Annotated in this window: 16 protein-coding genes; 15 read left to right on the forward strand and 1 reads right to left on the reverse strand. The window is 33.4% G+C overall.

Annotated features, from left to right (window positions below):
- Positions 1-11: 11 nt before the first annotated feature.
- The gene (locus tag CHB80_RS18350; protein ID WP_089372960.1) at positions 12-941 is read left to right on the forward strand and encodes a polysaccharide deacetylase family protein; all 930 of its coding nucleotides are present in this window, start codon (positions 12-14) and stop codon (positions 939-941) included.
- 7 nt (positions 942-948) lie between these two features.
- Here CHB80_RS18350 and CHB80_RS18355 read toward each other — a convergent pair whose 3' ends face one another.
- Positions 949-2,121 carry a glycosyltransferase gene (locus tag CHB80_RS18355; protein ID WP_089372961.1) on the reverse strand — a complete coding sequence of 391 codons (1,173 nt, stop codon included), beginning with the start codon at positions 2,119-2,121 and terminating at the stop codon, positions 949-951.
- A gap of 127 nt (positions 2,122-2,248) precedes the next feature.
- Here CHB80_RS18355 and CHB80_RS18360 point away from each other — a divergent pair, with 127 nt between their 5' ends.
- Genes CHB80_RS18360 through CHB80_RS18425 form a run of 14 tightly spaced genes read left to right on the forward strand, consistent with a single transcriptional unit; the run spans position 2,249 to position 17,332 of the window.
- Positions 2,249-3,499, forward strand: a complete 1,251-nt coding sequence (locus CHB80_RS18360; RefSeq protein ID WP_089372962.1) for a glycosyltransferase family protein — start codon at positions 2,249-2,251, stop codon at positions 3,497-3,499.
- A gap of 25 nt (positions 3,500-3,524) precedes the next feature.
- Positions 3,525-4,610: a glycosyltransferase family 2 protein gene (locus tag CHB80_RS18365; RefSeq protein ID WP_089372963.1), complete on the forward strand. Its 1,086-nt coding sequence runs from the start codon at positions 3,525-3,527 to the stop codon at positions 4,608-4,610.
- 17 nt (positions 4,611-4,627) lie between these two features.
- Positions 4,628-5,719 (forward strand): glycosyltransferase family 4 protein, encoded by a 1,092-nt coding sequence (locus CHB80_RS18370; RefSeq protein WP_244905575.1) that lies wholly within the window; start codon positions 4,628-4,630, stop codon positions 5,717-5,719.
- Between the two features lie 12 nt (positions 5,720-5,731).
- Positions 5,732-6,406 carry a class I SAM-dependent methyltransferase gene (locus tag CHB80_RS18375; RefSeq protein WP_089372965.1) on the forward strand — a complete coding sequence of 225 codons (675 nt, stop codon included), beginning with the start codon at positions 5,732-5,734 and terminating at the stop codon, positions 6,404-6,406.
- 38 nt (positions 6,407-6,444) lie between these two features.
- A complete protein-coding gene (locus CHB80_RS18380) occupies positions 6,445-7,368 on the forward strand; it encodes a glycosyltransferase family 10 domain-containing protein (RefSeq protein ID WP_229746918.1) in 924 nt (307 codons plus the stop codon).
- A gap of 3 nt (positions 7,369-7,371) precedes the next feature.
- Positions 7,372-8,169: an FkbM family methyltransferase gene (locus CHB80_RS18385; protein ID WP_143337180.1), complete on the forward strand. Its 798-nt coding sequence runs from the start codon at positions 7,372-7,374 to the stop codon at positions 8,167-8,169.
- 21 nt (positions 8,170-8,190) lie between these two features.
- Positions 8,191-9,198 carry an N-acetylneuraminate synthase family protein gene (locus tag CHB80_RS18390; protein WP_089372968.1) on the forward strand — a complete coding sequence of 336 codons (1,008 nt, stop codon included), beginning with the start codon at positions 8,191-8,193 and terminating at the stop codon, positions 9,196-9,198.
- Positions 9,191-10,348, forward strand: coding sequence for a UDP-N-acetylglucosamine 2-epimerase (gene neuC / locus CHB80_RS18395; RefSeq protein ID WP_089372969.1), 1,158 nt, complete (start codon positions 9,191-9,193; stop codon positions 10,346-10,348). The genes CHB80_RS18390 and neuC overlap by 8 nt, the downstream gene beginning before the upstream one ends.
- Positions 10,348-11,046, forward strand: coding sequence for an acylneuraminate cytidylyltransferase family protein (locus tag CHB80_RS18400; RefSeq protein WP_089372970.1), 699 nt, complete (start codon positions 10,348-10,350; stop codon positions 11,044-11,046). Before neuC ends, CHB80_RS18400 begins: the two co-directional genes overlap by 1 nt.
- Positions 11,046-12,740 carry an asparagine synthase (glutamine-hydrolyzing) gene (asnB, locus tag CHB80_RS18405; RefSeq protein ID WP_089372971.1) on the forward strand — a complete coding sequence of 565 codons (1,695 nt, stop codon included), beginning with the start codon at positions 11,046-11,048 and terminating at the stop codon, positions 12,738-12,740. Before CHB80_RS18400 ends, asnB begins: the two co-directional genes overlap by 1 nt.
- Before the next feature lie 37 nt (positions 12,741-12,777).
- Positions 12,778-13,728: a polysaccharide deacetylase family protein gene (locus CHB80_RS18410; RefSeq protein WP_179218214.1), complete on the forward strand. Its 951-nt coding sequence runs from the start codon at positions 12,778-12,780 to the stop codon at positions 13,726-13,728.
- On the forward strand, positions 13,706-14,515 hold the full coding sequence (locus tag CHB80_RS18415) for a formyltransferase family protein (RefSeq protein WP_089372973.1): 810 nt from the start codon (positions 13,706-13,708) through the stop codon (positions 14,513-14,515). The genes CHB80_RS18410 and CHB80_RS18415 overlap by 23 nt, the downstream gene beginning before the upstream one ends.
- Positions 14,508-15,899 (forward strand): UDP-glycosyltransferase, encoded by a 1,392-nt coding sequence (locus CHB80_RS18420; protein ID WP_089372974.1) that lies wholly within the window; start codon positions 14,508-14,510, stop codon positions 15,897-15,899. The genes CHB80_RS18415 and CHB80_RS18420 overlap by 8 nt, the downstream gene beginning before the upstream one ends.
- Positions 15,899-17,332, forward strand: coding sequence for an MBOAT family O-acyltransferase (locus CHB80_RS18425; protein WP_089372975.1), 1,434 nt, complete (start codon positions 15,899-15,901; stop codon positions 17,330-17,332). Before CHB80_RS18420 ends, CHB80_RS18425 begins: the two co-directional genes overlap by 1 nt.
- The last annotated feature ends 18 nt before the right edge of the window (positions 17,333-17,350 follow it).

Here is a 17,350-nt window from a genome sequence, read left to right on the forward strand (position 1 = left end):
TAAAAGATACAATGCGTCGTTTATTAAAACATATAGGTTTATATATACTCCTATTTCTAAGTTTTGCAACTATAGGCGATCTTTTGGTGTCTTATAGGTTAAAGTCTCGTATCCATATGTCTAGAGGGGAATTGCATACTTGGAGAGATATCTATAAAGGTACTATTGATGCAGAGATGGCAATATATGGATCGTCTAGAGCATGGGTTCAAGTAGATCCTGCTATTCTAAAAGAAGGTGTGGGAAAAGAAACCTATAATTTTGGTGTTAATGGGTTTCCATTCCCTATGCAATTATATAGACATCAAGAATACTTTAAACATAATAAGCATCCAAAACAAATTGTGCTTTGTATAGATTGGTTTAGTCTAACTAGACGAAGTGATTTGTATAATGAGACACAGTTTTTACCTTATATGCTGTTTAATTTTGAGTTTTATAATAAGTTTAAAACTTATGAAGGAGTGAATCTTGCTAAAACAACAATTCCTTTTTATAGATATTTAGGAGATGTAGATTTATATAAAAAACTCTTTAATGAATCACATGTATATAGAGTAAAGGGGTATAGGGCATTTGATAAAGAATTTGAAAATGGTAAGAATACTTCAATTGAGATTAAAGTGTATGCTGAAGTTGTAGCTAGTTTTAAAAAATTTATAGAAGAGCTAAAAGAAGAAGATATTGGTCTGACTCTAGTAATTGCTCCTTTTTATATAGAAGGACAAGATAGGGTGACAAATAGAAGAGAGCATCTAGAAGTGATTTCTTCTATTAGTAAAGAATATGGAATACCATTATTAGATTATACACAAGATAGCTTAAGCTTTGATAAAAATTTATTCTATAATAATATGCATCTTAATAAAACAGGAGCAGAACTGTTTAGTACAAGATTGGCATTAGATTTAAAATCTATTATAGAAGACGATATTAAGTAAGTATTATTTACTCTAAAATAGCTTGTGAATATGCCTTTTCAATCTCTGAAACACTATAATTAGTCGTATAGATAGTACGTAACTCTTGACTTAGTTGTTCTGTCTCTTGTGCAGTTAGATGCGTAATAGTTGTCATTAGTTTAGATAATATAGCTCCTTTTTCTTCCTTTACAAAATAAGGGTAATCTTTACCTAATCTTGTGGCCATTGCCCCGACATCTGTACTTATAATAAGACGACTACCAGCCATTGCTTCAATAGCTGTATAAGGACCTCCTTCTATGGATGAAGCAATAAGTAGGCAATCATGTGTTGTATGAACTTTAGCTATATCCTTTAGGGCAATAGCTCCATAAAATTGAATACGGTCATCATTAGAAGCTTGCTTTTCTAAATCATTTTTTAAAGTCCCATCTCCATATATGTGAAGACTTAAATCAGAGTTTTTAATACTTTTAAAAGCATCAATAATTAGATCAATGCGTTTGGTTTGTTCTAAACGCGAAATACAATAAAATTCAGTACTTGGTTTTTTGATAATAGGTGCATTTAGAAACTGATCTTCCCACATCGCACATTGATCAATAATACTATGTTTGTTTTCAGGTAGTGCTTTTGCTAGTATATCAAGATTACGCTTTGAATGGTGTATAAAATGTGATATACCTTTGAGCCAGGATAATTTTTCTGGCAAAATGTGATGAGGAGCTATTTGTTGTGTAACTCTTATGTAAATAGGCTTTTGTAACTGTTTGGCAAGTTTGATAACCTCTTCATTCCAAGTCCCAGTAAGTTGAGAACAAATAATGATACGATCATAATTTGATATATAATTTTCAAGCACTGAAAGACGCTTATTGTAAATATCTATAAAAGTTTTTGTAAAAGCATTATTTAACCTTTGGTGTAAAGGAATAGACATTGGCTTTACAATTCCTAAAATTCGTAAGGAGGCTTTTACTAAAAAATTATTTTTAAAAAGTATACGATCTACAGAGTCATAGGCAGATGAATCTATAAAATCAAATAAAGAGCAATCGTCATAATATGTACCTACACTAAGTACAAATACATCTTGATTACGATGCAATAGAGATTGTGCAATAAAGCCTACATCTAAATTTACACCACCCCATTGATTAATAGGTGAAATAATAAGACATTTTTCTGATGTACTCATAGAGTGTTTAAGAGTGGTAGATTCTACAATCAAAGGTATTTGATATTTTAGAAAACTAATAATTTTACATAACTTATATTTGAATTCTGAAAAACAGAGCCTAACAGAATAACCCTATACCAATCATTTGCAAACAAAGACAAAAATATTAATAGCTGTAGAATCTATAGATGTAGATGATAGTAGTGGTACAAAAGGTAGGGTAGCGCTTATCAAAAATATGGCAGAGGTTGGCTATGATGTAACCGTATTGCATTATACCCAAAAAGAGATGTCGATAGAAGGTGTACACTGTATTTCTGTAAAAGAAAATAGATATTCGAGACATTTCCTATTAAGTAGAATACAACGTTATATATATCGTTGGTTTAAACATAATATAGGTGTGCGACAAGAACGAAAACATGGATTTTCATATACATGGGTTAATGATGCTAGGACGATAGCTAAAGCTATAAATTCATACCATCCTGACGATTTTGATATGCTATGGACTTTTGGGAAAGGAACAAGTTTCAGAATGCATGCTGGTGTTTTGCGTTTGCCTAAGTGGTATCATAAATGGTATGCTTATATACATGATCCATACCCACAACAATTGTATCCTAGACCTTATAACTATGTTCCTGAAGGCTATAAAAAGAAACGATACTTCTTTAGAGAAATGACTCAGGTTGCAAAAAAAATAGTGTTTCCAAGTTTATTACTTAAAGACTGGATGCAAAGTTATTTTGTAGACATAAATGGAAAAGAATTAATCATTCCACATCAAATCGCAGAAGTCTCTATAGCAGAAACTACGTTGCCAACGTATTTTTCATTCTCTAAATTTACCATCTTACATGCCGGTAATTTGCTAGATTTACGTGACCCAAAACCTTTGGTGATAGCATTTGCCAATTTTTGTAAACTCCACCCAGAAGCCAAAGAAAATAGTACACTTATTTTTTTAGGAAAGCCTTCTATTTTTGATAATTACTTACAATCAGAAATCAAAAAAAACACGGCTATATATGCTAGTAAAGATTATGTCCCTTTTGAGCAAGTGTATAAAATGCAACAAGAAGCAAGTGTTAATGTAATTCTGGAAGCATCTTCAGAAATAAGCCCTTTTCTTCCAGGTAAATTTGCACATTGTGTTGCGGCAAATAAGCCTATTTTATTGATAGGACCTTATTATAGTGAAAGTAAACGTCTATTGGGAGAAGACTACCTGTATAAATTTGAGTTTGATCAGATAGATGCATTAACTCAAGCAATAAGTACACTTTACGCAAAATGGAAAACAGATAAGTCAATACCATTAAATAGACCAGATCTTGAAGCATATCTTTCTGAATCTTATTTAAAGAAAATAGTAGATCAAAGTATAAAATAAATAAACCTTACGTAATTTAGCATATATGCTACTCACTATTGTTATTCCTAATAGAAATAGAAATCTTGATACAGTAAAACGTACCCTTGACTCTATTACAATTCAATTAAATAATGAGATGAAAGTTGTAGTGATAGACTACGGTAGCGAATCTACATATCAGAAAGAGCTTCAAAATATTATACAACCTTTAGATGGCGTGACACTAGTTACGTGTCCCACCCAAGGGCAATTGTGGCAAAAAACAAGAGCAATTAATATTGCATTGAAACAATGTGATACACCTTACTTTATGGTGGCAGATATGGATATGTTATTCCATCCTGATTTTGTGATAAAAATCCAACAATATGTACGTCCTGATGAGGTTCACTACTTTAAAGTTGGAATTCTTACCGAAGAAGAAAGTAAATTAGAAAAACCTTTTGAAGCTTATCAGGTGAAGTTTTACACCAATGAAGAGGCGACGGGAATGACATTATTTCCAACAGAAATTTTAAAAAAAGTAAATGGTTTTGATGAGTTTTATCATGGATGGGGCTCTGAAGATACTGATGTTCATGTGAGATTGCGTAACCAAGGCATTGCAGTATACTTCAATGAAGAAGAAACATTGCTTTTACATCAATGGCATCCTAAGTTTTATAGATCTAAAGATAGTACAGCGCCGTATCACCACAATTTAGAGCGTATTAATTATGAATATATATCGCTTTCGCGAAAGCATAAAAAAGTAGTAGCAAATGTAGGTAGAGCATGGGGTGTCTTTCCTGATAAGGACCTGTATGTAGCGCTTGAAAAGCCAGAAACTATTATCAATTGTAACAGCACATTTGATGCAATTACGGCTTTTTGTTTTCAATTGTCAGAAGGTGTTTGGAAGGGTGTTATACAACTTATTGTACAACCACATCCAGACGAAAAGACACTAAAAACAAATGTGAAAAAAGCGCTTAAAAAGAGAACCCCTCTTTTTCTTTCTCTAGAAGAAGCCAATAGTAAACTCCTAGAAACAATTATATTAAATCATCGCAATGTACCTTACTACTATTCTTTTGATAGAAAGAAACAGAGAATAACGTGTACAATTAACTTGTCATCTGTAGTATGAAAATAGTAATGGTATCTATGAATTCTATACACTTTCGACGTTGGTCAGAACAGTTGAGAGATAGCAAACATGAGATACATTGGTTTGATGTAAATGGAGGTCCTGAAAATAAACAGTTAGATTTTGTAACACAACATGTAAATTGGAAGTACCGCCTTAAAAAAGGGCATTATTTTTTTAAAAAAGTAACGAGTAAACTTCCTTTTTTGAAGCCTATTTTTGAAAGAGATATTGAAAAAGTTTTTAGAAAAAAAATAAAAGAAATTCAACCAGATGTGGTACATAGCTTTGCATTATACGTTTCTTGTACTCCAATTCTTCAGGTAATGAAGCAATCAAAAATTCCTTGGATATATTCATCTTGGGGCAGTGATTTATTTTATTTTAAAGAGGTTCCTCGTTATAGACGAGATATTGAAGCAGTATTACCAGAAATAGATTATTTGTTTACAGACTGTCTTCGAGATCAAGAATTAGCAAAATCACTAGGCTTCTCAGGAGAATCACTAGGAGTTTTCCCAGGTGGAGGAGGTTTTCCTATAGAGAAATTAAAACAATACCATACACCTATTTCAGATCGAAAGATCATCCTTGTAAAAGGATATCAAGGAAGGTCTGGAAGAGCTATTCCTGTATTAAAGGCACTCAAAACATTAGAAAGTAACCTAGTAAACTTTGAGATTGTAGTATTTGGTTGTAGTCCAGAGGTGATAGAATATAAAGATGAAAACAATTTAAAAGGAATATTTCACAAGAAGCTATCCCATGATGAGGTTTTAAAATTAATGGGAGCAGCATTAGTATATGTTGGGAATAGTAATTCTGATGGTATGCCTAATACGTTGTTAGAAGCTATGTGTTTAGGAGCTTTTCCTATACAATCAAACCCAGGAGGAGCTACAGCAGAAGTGATAACAGATGGCATAAATGGGTATTTAATTTCAGATTGTGAAGATGTAGATGAAATTAGTGATATCATACAGAGAACAATTAGCAATCTTGAAATGATTGCTAAATCTTTCGAGATAAATCAAAACTTATGTAAACAGTGGGATAGAATGGAAATCCAACAAAAAGTAATGCAGTCTTATAGCAAGATTAGCGTATAAAATATTTAAAATATGGCAACTAGTTTAAGACACAAAGTCTATACGATAAAACAAAAGCTCAAAAGAAGCTTAAAATCGACACAACCACATTATAAAACAGTTAAAGAATATTGGATACAGCGATTACCATTCAAAGAGGTCGGTGATAGGTTAGATCTTTTTAAAGCTGAATGTGAAGGAAAAGATATTATTCATTTTGGATGTACAGATTGGCCTGTGTTTAATCCAGAAAATAACTTACATATGACTTTGTCTAAATACACAAAATCTATTGATGGTTTTGATATTGATGAAGAAGGCATAGAAAAGTTGCGTAAATATGTAGATCAAGATTATTTTTCTGATTTTAAAAGTATTCCAGCATCAAAAAAATATGATGTATGTCTAATTCCAGAAACTATTGAGCATGTTGACAATGTGCAGTTGTTTTTAAGCAATGTAGCTACTATTAATGCTTCAAAATTCTTAATTACAGCACCCAATTGTTTTTCTAAAAATCGTTTGGAAAACTATCATAAAGATGGAGATACATTTATAGAAGTAGTTCACCCAGATCATAATGCTTGGTATAGCCCGTATACATTAAAAAATGTAATAGAAAAATACTCAGATTTAACTGTCACTAAAGTATATCTAATGAACAAAGGAGGAATGATATGTTGTGAGGCAAAAAAAATAAACAAATAGAAGACATTCTAATGATCCATATATTTCTAGTAAAACCAATGCCATATACCCCTTTTGGAGGATTTAATCCAATAGATATTCCATACCTAGAGTCTAAAGGTATCTATGTAGTGAAGGATATAAAGCAAGCAGATGTGCTTGTGGGTGGTCATCGTAAATTTTTAAAACCCTATTTCAGAAAGTATTTAAACAAGAAAAAATATGTAATTTGGACACAAGAACCTCGTTTTGATGTTTCATTTAAACCTGTTCGAAGAGAACTTTTTGGTTTGGTTTCTTGTCATATTATGAATTTGTATACAGAGGATGTTTTTGTGAGTCCTCTGTCATTTCATGCACAATTAATACAACAAGAACTCGAAACACTTCCTGATGATTTTACATTGCCTAATAGAACAGTAGTAGGGCTGATGAGTTTTTTTAAAGGAGAAAAAACAGAAGCAGTGTATAAAAATGGAGAAGATATTGACTTGATTAAAACACGTACACAGATTGCATTAGCAGGGCAAGATGAAGATTCTTTTCACGTATATGGGAGAGGATGGCCAGAAGGTGTTTCTAGAGAAGATAGTAGGTCAGGAGATTGGGTAACCAGAAAAAAAGCCTTACTGGAAGATTATTACTTTAACCTTTGTTTTGAAAATACATCTACAAAGAATTATGTGACCGAAAAAATATGGGATAGTATAGAAAATTACTGTCTACCTATCTATTACGGAAAGCATAATGGTATCTACGAGTTGTTCCCTAAAGATAGTTTTATAGATTATAGTACATTTAATAATCCAAAAGAACTATTTTCATTTATAGATGGATTGTCAAATAAAGAATATATAGATAGAATGAATAACTGTATAAAAGTATATCAATCTATACAATCTAAAGGAGAATCGTTTGCACATGGTGAACGCCAAAAATCACTAGAAGCAATTGCAGATAAATTAAAAAACATAACCCGTTAATCTATGCTTAACTCTATAAAGAGATATATAAAGATGATATTACGTTCTAATGGGCTTTATGTTGAAAAAAGCACTTCAAAGAATGCCGTATTATCTTTAATAAAATCTCTTTATCCTATAGCAATAGATAAAGACCTTATTCGTTTAGGGCCAGAGTATGATGGAGGATATTTAGTGCCTGATGATTTAGAAAATATCAAAGCATGTTTCTCTCCTGGGGTAGGTAGAATGAGTAATTTTGAATTCTCTTGTTTAGAATATGGGATGCAACTTTTTTTGGCTGATAAATCTGTAGACGGTCCAGGCATAGAAAACAAACAACTTAACTTTTTAAAAAAATATGTAGGCCCTATAAATAATGATGATTACACTACACTTGATGATTGGGTAGCATCTTCTATGGGTAATGATCCCGGAGACCTCATGTTACAAATGGATATAGAAGGCTTTGAGTATTTCACCATATTAAATGCCTCAGAACAACTCTTAAAACGTTTTAGAGTTATAGTGATAGAATTTCATAACCTACATAAATTGTGGAATAAAGAATTCTATTTAACGGCTAGTCTTGTTTTTCAAAAAATACTGCAAAACCATTATTGTATCCATATACACCCTAATAACATTTCGCCTCTGTATGTTCAAAATGGAGTTGAAATTCCTAGTGTAGCAGAATTTACTTTTATTAGAAAAGATAGATCTGAAAATAAAGGATTTAGAACAGATTTCCCTCATCAATTAGATAGAGATAATACTCCTAATAGTCCTGTTGTTTTACCTAAAATATGGTATAAGGCATAATACAAATAATTCAAATATAATATGAGTGTTTTTATCATAGCAGAAATAGCGCAAGCGCACAACGGAAGTATCCAAAAAGTATACGATTATATTACTGCTTTAGCAGGAACAGGAATAGATGCTATTAAGTTTCAAACTCATATAGCTGAAGCAGAGAGTAGTATTCATGAGCCCTTTAGGGTAAAGTTTTCAGATCAAGATGCTACCCGTTTTGATTATTGGAAACGTATGGAATTTTCCAAAGAACAATGGGTGGAAATAAAGAATCGTTGTGATCAAGCTGGATTAGAATTTATGTCTTCTCCATTTAGTAATGCAGCGGTAGATTTGCTAGAAGAAATAGGAATACAGCGATATAAAATAGGCTCTGGAGAAGTCAATAATTTTCTGTTATTAGAGAAAATTGCAGCCACAGGAAAACCTGTGATTGTATCTTCAGGGATGAGTTCTTTTCAAGAACTGGATGAGACAGTTGCATTTTTAAAAGATAAAAATGTAGACTTTTCTATCTTACAATGTACCACCAGTTACCCTACTGCTCCAGATCAATATGGATTGAATGTAATTCAAGAGTTAAAAGATAAATATCAAGTGGTAATAGGATATTCAGATCACTCAGCAGATATAGGAACCTGTATTGCCGCAACGGCATTGGGGGCTGAGATTTTAGAATTTCATGCCGTTTTTAATCATACTGATTTTGGACCCGATGCGACATCTTCTATAGAGATCAAAGATATTCCAGTAATGACAAAGAGTGTTAGGAATATTGCGCTTTCGCGAAAGCATCTCATTGATAAATCAAACAATAGCCAATTTGCCGAATTAAAACGTATTTTTGAAAAATCTTTATCGGTAAATAAAACATTGCCGAAGGGACATATACTCACTTTTGATGATTTAGAAGCAAAAAAACCAAAAGGATATGGTATAGATGCTTCTCAATTTGAAACCGTAATTGGAAAATCAATCACAAAAGCATTACAAAAGTGGGACTTTCTAACCGAATCTGATATTGAACATGAGTAACCGAAAAGTATGCGTGGTTGTAACAGCAAGACCTTCGTATAGTAGAATTAAAACTGCCTTACAAGCCATCAAAAAACATCCTAATTTAGAATTACAACTTGTGATTGCAGGTTCAGCCTTATTAGGACGCTATGGTAATGCGGTAGATTATATAGAACAAGACGGATTTGAAATAGCAGAGAAGGTATTTATGGTACTGGAAGGAGAGAATAAAACGGCTATGGCAAAGACGACTGGATTAGGTGTTATGGAGCTCGCAACTGTATTTTACAAATTACAACCCGATATGGTTGTTACCATTGCAGATCGTTTTGAAACCATCGCAACTTCTATTGCTGCTGCCTATCAAAATATCCCTTTAGTACATATTCAAGGAGGTGAGGTCACAGGAAATATTGACGAAAAAGTACGTCATGCCAATACCAAACTAGCAGATATTCATCTCGTAGCTAGTGAAAGTGCAAAAGCACGTGTTCTCAAATTGGGAGAACAAGAAAAAATGGTCTACAATACGGGTTGTCCATCTATAGATATAGCTAGAGATGTAAAAGAAAATCCGGCACTTACATTTGATCCTTCTCAAAAATATGGAGGTGTAGGAGCAACCATTGCAAAAGATGCAGAATACCTGGTAGTGATGCAACATCCAGTAACTACAGAGTATGGTCAGGCCAAAAAAGATGTAATGACTACCCTTGAGGTTGTGCATGAATTGGGAATTCCAACCTACTGGTTTTGGCCTAATGTAGATGCAGGATCTGATGGAACGAGTAACGGAATCAGAAGTTTTCGCGAAAGCGTAAACCCTAAGAATATACGTTTCTTTAAAAATATGGAACCTAATGATTTTTTAAGGCTTCTTGTAAACTCAAAATGTCTCATAGGAAATAGTAGTGTTGGGATTCGAGAATGTGCATATCTAGGAGTACCTGTTGTAAATATAGGAACACGCCAGCATGGACGAGATAGAGGTGATAATGTTATTGATGTAGATTATACCAAAGATGCCATTAGAGATGCCATTCAGCAACAAATAACGGCGCCTAGTAAAACGTCATCACCTATCTATGGAGATGGAGAAGCAGGAGAGAAAATAGCCGATATATTAGCAACCTGCCCATTGTCTTATCATAAAACTATTACATATTAATGAAAGTGCTAGGGCTTATACCTGCTCGAGGCGGAAGTAAAGGAATTCCTGGTAAAAATAAAAAAATGCTAGGAGGAAAACCTTTGTTGCAATATACTGTAGAAGCAGGGTTAAAAGCATCTCAATTAGACACACTTATTTTTTCTTCTGAAGATGAAGAATTAATGGCTCTTGCTAGAGATTTGGGGGTGTCCGTTCCTTTTGCTAGACCACAAGAATTAGCCGAAGATACCTCAGGGTCATTGGGTGTGGTTCAACATGCATTGCGATATATGCAAACGCAAGGAAAAGCGTATGATGCTGTATGTTTATTGCAGGTAACAAATCCTTTTCGAAGCGCAGGTATGATAGATGAAGCTGTTTCCGCTTTCGCGAAAGCAAACACAGATTCATTAGTCTCTGTATTAAAAGTTCCTCATGAATATAACCCACACTGGGTGTTTGAAGCCACAGAAGATGGAAAATTGAATATTGCCACTGGTGAAAAAGAAATCATCAAGAGACGACAGGATTTGCCAGATGCATATATACGTGATGGTGCTATTTATATCACAAAAAGTGAAGTACTACTAGAACAAAATTCTTTATATGGCTCTAGTATTAGTTATATAGAATCTGATCCTGAATGGCATGTGAATATTGATACCATGGAGGATTGGAAACTAGCCGAAGAACTTGTAAAAAAGTTTCAAGACTAATGTGTGGAATTGCAGGAATCATAGGAAATGGTGTTTCTCAAACACAACTAGATGTAATGCTACGAGCACAAACACATCGGGGTCCTGATGACACTGGAAGGTACATAAACGATAGCGTTGCATTAGGACATAATAGATTGGCTATTATTGATTTATCTCCAGAAGCTAATCAGCCTTTTTTATCTCATGACGAAAGATACATTCTTGTTTTTAATGGAGAAATCTATAATTATATAGAACTTAAAAAAGAGTTAGAAAATTCATTTTCTTTTAAAACAACTTCAGATACAGAAGTATTAGTAGCAGCATATCAAAAATGGGGCGAAGCGTGTGTATCCAAACTTAATGGAATGTTTGCCTTTGCGATTTGGGATACGAAAGAACAATATCTTTTTGCAGCTAGAGATCGCTTTGGTGTAAAGCCGTTGTATTATACAATGATGAATGATACTTTTTATTTTTCTTCAGAAATAAAAAGTTTATTTGCAGCAGGAATCCCTAAACTTCCTAATGAATCTGTATGGGCAAGTTATTTTGCTTATGGAAGTTATGGATTGCCTGATGAGACATTTTGGGAAGGCATACAGCAATTGCCAGGGGGTCATTTTTTAAAACTAAAGAATACATTACCTGAAATATCCAAATGGTATCATTTTGAAGAAGAAGTAAAGAAATACAAAACAGCACTTTCTTTTGAAGAAGTCAAGTCGCAGTATTTACAATTGCTAGATAATAGTATTCAACTTCGTTTTAGAGCAGATGTGCCTATAGGATTTAATGTGAGTGGTGGGTTAGATAGTTCGGCATTATTAGCTTTGGTAAATCGATTAGAAGGAGGAGAAAATATAGAAGCCTTTACATTTTATACAGGAGATGATCGGTATGATGAACTTCCCTGGGTAGAGGGGCTTATTTCACATACCAATAATCCATTAACCAAAGTTAAACTGGAGGTTGATGATCTTGCATCTCTAGCTGAAAGTATGGCTTCTCATCAGGATGAACCTTATGGCGGTGTTCCTACTGTAGCCTATGGAGAGCTTTTTAAAGAAGCACGTTCAAAAGGAGTGAAGGTGTTATTAGATGGGCAAGGAATGGATGAACAGTGGGCAGGGTATGATTATTATACGAAGAATTCTAATAGTGTGATTCAGGGAGTGACAAAATCTCCTTTTAGAACTTCTGTGCTGTCTGAGGACTTTTTCGCGAAAGCAAAAAAACCAATATATCCAACACCATTTGATGATCGTATATTAAACCTACAGTACAGAGATTTGTTTTATACAAAGATTCCAAGAGCATTGCGTTTTAATGATCGTGTGTCTATGCAATCTAGTACAGAATTAAGAGAGCCTTTTCTAGATTATAGGTTGGTTGAGTTTGCATTTTCACAACCACTAGCTTATAAAATTCATGAGGGTATTCAGAAATATGTATTGCGATCTATTGTATCAGAATACTTATCTGATACGATCACCTATGCACCTAAACGCCCTTTACAGACGCCTCAACGTGAATGGCTAGCAGAAGATTTGAAAGAATGGGTGTCTGATACAATAATATCCCTTAAAGATCACTCGTGGTTTGATTATGAGAAGTTACATAAAGAGTGGACTATGTATATAAATGGAGATCAGGATAGTAGTTTTCATATTTGGCAATGGATCAATGCTAGCTTATTACTATCTTTGTAAGAAAATTAATACCCCAAATCAAAATTCATCCCCCCATATGCTTACAGTAAGTAACTATCACTATGTTAGGAACAATTTTGTTACACCATACCCTAGTATTTTTGGTGTAACCCCTACATTTTTAAAAAACCAATTAGTAGCCCTAAAAAATACAGGGACCTTTATAACTCCGCAAGAATTATTGGAAAATCACGAAGAAGTGATTCAGTCTTCAAAGCATTATATATTAATCACCTTTGATGATGGGTTGAAGGAGCAATATGTGAATGCAAAGCCTATTTTAGATGCACTAGGAATCAAAGCGTTATTCTTTGTAAATAGTCTCAATTTTATTGAAAAAGAAGTGACGCTTGTGCACAAGATACATTTACTTCGTTCTCAAATATCGACTACAGCTTTTTTTGGAATTCTAAAGACATTTGATACAGAAGGAAAAACACAACTTTCTAATAAAGAAAAACAACAAGCTGTCGAGCATTATAATTATGATGATGAAGAGACAGCTTTATTAAAGTTTACACTCAACTTTAAATTATCACTTCAAGAACAGCATAGCCTTATACAAGCTATTTTTGATACTCATTTTGATAGTCATCAAGTGGTGAATGATCTATACATGACTGAAGAACATCTTATACAGCTTGCAAAAGAAGGGATGTTGGGTAATCATACACATAGTCATGTACCATTAGGATATTTAGATCGTCATGAGATTATGAAGGAGTTTGTAACTTCAAAAAATTATCTTGAAGAACTTACCCATAAAGAAATACCTTATGTGAGTTACCCATACGGTAGCCAAGAGGCGTGTGCTTCTCCTGTAGAAGAAATAGCTAAAAGCACAGGACATCAATTGGGATTTACTATGGAGCGTAGTATAAATACAGGGAATGAACATCCTTTATTGTTAAAACGTTTTGATTGTAATGACTTACCTTTAGGTAAAAATCAAAAAGCATTTGAACATGCGCATCGCCTTATTTACTAGTACTCATCTTAGGCACAAATATATTGCTGCACAATTGAAAGCGCAGTTAAATCTTGTGGTTGTTATTACGGAAGAAAAAAGTAAAAAGATTGAAGATAGTAGCGCGTACAATACAGAAGATCAGCACTTATTAGATACACATTTTAAGGATAGAACCGCTGCAGAAGAGCAGTTTTTCGGAACTTTTAAGCAGTTCCCAAATGATACTCCGCATGTTTCTTTGGCGTTTGGGACCATAAATTCTGAGCAGACCTTAAGGTATTTAGAAGAATATAAAGTGGATTATATTTTGCTTTTTGGAACATCTATTATAAAACCTATTATTCTAGAAAAGTTTCCTAATAAAGTAATCAATCTTCACTTAGGGTTATCCCCTTATTATAAAGGATCTGGAACTAATTTTTTTCCAATTGTTAATAATGAGTTTGAATGCATAGGTGCCACCATACATATAGCAACAGTAAAAGTAGATGCTGGTGGTATTTTACATCAGTTGCGTTTAGAAGAGTTATATAAAGAAGATACCATTCATAGTATAGGAAATAGATTAATTAAAAAGGCTGGGGTACTTTATCCTAAAATTGTAAAGGATTTTTTAGAAAGCAAAATAGTACCCATACTACAAGAAGATACCAAGTTGTCTAAAGAATATCGAATTAAAGACTTTACACCTGAAGCTATTCGAAAAGCACATAATGTATTAGCAAATCGAGGGATTGTACTATATTTGGAGCAAGCACACCTGCATAAAACAAACAAACCAATCATTACTGCCTCGTATGAGTAAAAAAGTACTTGTGTTATTACCTGATGGCGTGAGCCTTAGAAATTTTGCATACACTTCTTTTTATAAAAAAGGATTAGAAAAAGGACACGAAATCTTATTTTGGAATCATACTCCTTTTGACCTTGAGGAAGTAGGATTTAAACAGGTAGTTTTTAAAAAAGAAAAGCCACACTGGCTAACAGACATATTAAAAACGGCTTGTATTCGTATTGAATTAAATCTTTTTTCTAAGCGAGATACTGATCAAGTATATCAATCGTATAAATTCCCTTTATCTAAAGCTTCTTTAAAAGCAAGATTAAAAACTACACTGGTCAAATGGTTTTGTTTTGCATATGGTTCTGAATCTGGATTATTAGCGATACGAAAACGTATGATTGCTCAAGAGCGTAAAACATCGTATTATCGCTCATGTAAAGAAATGCTTCAAAAAGAGAAGCCTGATATTTTATTTTGTGCGAGTCAGCGATCTGTGATTGCAATATCACCGCTCACAGCTGCACAAGATTTAAACATACCTACAGTATCCTATATTTTTTCATGGGATAATGTTCCGAAAGCCACAACTGTTGTGACGAGTGATCATTATTTTGTGTGGAGTGACCATATGAAAGAGGAGCTATTACACTATCAACGTTACATACAACCAGAACAAATTATCGTAACAGGGACGCCTCAATTTGAACCTCATTATCAAAAAGAAGCCATAGTAAGTAAAGAAGCATTCTATAAAGAATATAACTTAGATCTTACCAAGAAATATATTTGTTTTAGTGGGGATGATATTACAACATCGCCAAAAGACGAATTATACTTAAGAGATGTTGCAAGTGCTGTACGAGTTTTAAATAAAAAAGGAAACGCTATAGGACTTATCTTTAGAAGATGTCCAGTTGATTTTTCTACCCGATATGATGCCATTATTGAAGAGTTTAAGGATGAGATTGTACTGCTTCCACCTCTGTGGAATAAGATAGGAGATGGTTGGAATACAATACTACCTACAAGAGAAGACATCCATTTACAAGTAAATTTAATAGCGCATACAGCATTTGTTATCAACTTAGGATCAAGTATGGTATTTGATTATGTGACTGCAGGAAAGCCTTGTGCGTATATGAATTACAATTATCTTAATGAAAAAGAAACGGTAGAAGCTGGAGTATATATATATGATTTTGTTCATTTTAGATCTATGCCATCACCAGAAGCTGTGATATGGTTAGATCATCCCGATACTATTGCCGATTCCTTAGAAAAGATGCTGAAAGGTGTTCCTGAAACAGTAGCTGCCGCTCAGGATTGGTTTGCTGTAATTAATAAACAACCAGCGATAGAAGCCCCTGAACGTATATGGGGCGGAATAGAAAAACTTACTTTATAATGTTTTTTAATTCTATAGAATATTTAATCTTTTTACCCATATGTTTTACGATATATTGGTTTGTAGTACAACGTAATTTAAAATGGCAAAATTTATTTGTACTAGTGATAAGCTATATTTTCTATGGATGGTGGGATTGGCGATTTTTGTCTTTAATTGCTTTTAGTACGATTGTAGATTATACTGTTGGGATATATATGGAGAAGTCTTCTTCTAAATCACAACGAAAAAGGTTGCTATGGATCTCTCTTATTGTAAATCTAGGGTTACTAGGCTTTTTTAAATACTATAACTTCTTTGTAGATAGTTGGGTAGCTTCTTTTGATGCTATTGGGATTAGTATGAATACAAGTACACTATCTATAATTCTGCCCGTAGGAATATCTTTTTACACCTTCCAGACATTAAGTTATACAATAGATGTGTATCGAGGGAATTTAAAGCCTTCCAAAAACCTGATCAATTTTGCAGCATATGTAGCGTTTTTTCCGCAATTGGTAGCAGGGCCTATTGAACGTGCTACAAACTTACTGCCTCAGTTTTCGCGAAAGCGTGTATTTAATGAAGATCAAGCAATTTCTGGATTACATCTTATTGTTTGGGGACTCTTTCAGAAAGTAGTTATTGCAGATAGTTGCGCCGTATATGTAAATGCAATTTTTGAAGATTATAGTACCTTAAATGCAACGAGTTTATTATTAGGTGCTTTTTATTTTGCTTTTCAGATTTATGGTGATTTTGCGGGATATTCTAATATCGCTATCGGAACAGCAAGATTGTTTGGTTTTGATTTGATGCGCAATTTTAATTACCCATATTTCTCTAGAAATATTGCAGAGTTTTGGAGACGTTGGCATATTTCTCTTTCTACATGGTTTAGAGACTACGTATATATTCCTTTAGGAGGATCAAGAGGAACAAGAATGTATCAATTACGCAATGTGCTTATTATCTTTTTGGTAAGTGGTTTTTGGCATGGTGCTAATTGGACATTTGTAGTTTGGGGAGGATTACATGCATTGTTCTTTATTCCAGTTTTATTAACCAATACAAATAGAAATCATCTAGATCAAGTAGCTGGTAATCGTTTATTACCTAGTCTGAGAGAAGTATTTCAGATGGTTTTTACCTTTGGGATGGTACTTGTAGCATGGGTGTTCTTTAGAGCAGAAAGTGTCTATTTAGCACTATCATATATAAAACGCATGTTAGTAAATCTTCAATTCTCTATAGAATACTTGAGTATAGGACGTTATAGTGTAGAGTTTTTATTAATGATTATTGTATTTATAGGGATAGAGTGGTTTCATAGACAATATGAACACCCTTTTATAGGACGCTTTAAATGGATTAAAATAGCAGTAATCATTATACTATTATTAACTTTAGGAGTATATTCTGATCAGCAAGATTTTATTTATTTCCAATTTTAAACGAATGTTTAATGTGTA

Source organism: Dokdonia pacifica (assembly GCF_900188275.1).
Lineage (GTDB): Bacteria > Bacteroidota > Bacteroidia > Flavobacteriales > Flavobacteriaceae > Dokdonia > Dokdonia pacifica.

Excerpts from the sequence above, each read along its gene's own strand:
- CHB80_RS18350 (WP_089372960.1), top strand. The coding sequence starts at position 12 with ATGCGTCGTTTATTAAAACATATAGGTTTATATATACTCCTATTTCTA.
- CHB80_RS18355 (WP_089372961.1), bottom strand. The coding sequence starts at position 2,121 with ATGAGTACATCAGAAAAATGTCTTATTATTTCACCTATTAATCAATGG.
- CHB80_RS18365 (WP_089372963.1), top strand. The coding sequence starts at position 3,525 with ATGCTACTCACTATTGTTATTCCTAATAGAAATAGAAATCTTGATACA.
- CHB80_RS18370 (WP_244905575.1), top strand. The coding sequence starts at position 4,628 with ATGAATTCTATACACTTTCGACGTTGGTCAGAACAGTTGAGAGATAGC.
- CHB80_RS18375 (WP_089372965.1), top strand. The coding sequence starts at position 5,732 with ATGGCAACTAGTTTAAGACACAAAGTCTATACGATAAAACAAAAGCTC.
- CHB80_RS18380 (WP_229746918.1), top strand. The coding sequence starts at position 6,445 with ATGCCATATACCCCTTTTGGAGGATTTAATCCAATAGATATTCCATAC.
- CHB80_RS18385 (WP_143337180.1), top strand. The coding sequence starts at position 7,372 with ATGCTTAACTCTATAAAGAGATATATAAAGATGATATTACGTTCTAAT.
- CHB80_RS18390 (WP_089372968.1), top strand. The coding sequence starts at position 8,191 with ATGAGTGTTTTTATCATAGCAGAAATAGCGCAAGCGCACAACGGAAGT.
- neuC (WP_089372969.1), top strand. The coding sequence starts at position 9,191 with ATGAGTAACCGAAAAGTATGCGTGGTTGTAACAGCAAGACCTTCGTAT.
- CHB80_RS18400 (WP_089372970.1), top strand. The coding sequence starts at position 10,348 with ATGAAAGTGCTAGGGCTTATACCTGCTCGAGGCGGAAGTAAAGGAATT.
- asnB (WP_089372971.1), top strand. The coding sequence starts at position 11,046 with ATGTGTGGAATTGCAGGAATCATAGGAAATGGTGTTTCTCAAACACAA.
- CHB80_RS18410 (WP_179218214.1), top strand. The coding sequence starts at position 12,778 with ATGCTTACAGTAAGTAACTATCACTATGTTAGGAACAATTTTGTTACA.
- CHB80_RS18415 (WP_089372973.1), top strand. The coding sequence starts at position 13,706 with ATGCGCATCGCCTTATTTACTAGTACTCATCTTAGGCACAAATATATT.
- CHB80_RS18420 (WP_089372974.1), top strand. The coding sequence starts at position 14,508 with ATGAGTAAAAAAGTACTTGTGTTATTACCTGATGGCGTGAGCCTTAGA.
- CHB80_RS18425 (WP_089372975.1), top strand. The coding sequence starts at position 15,899 with ATGTTTTTTAATTCTATAGAATATTTAATCTTTTTACCCATATGTTTT.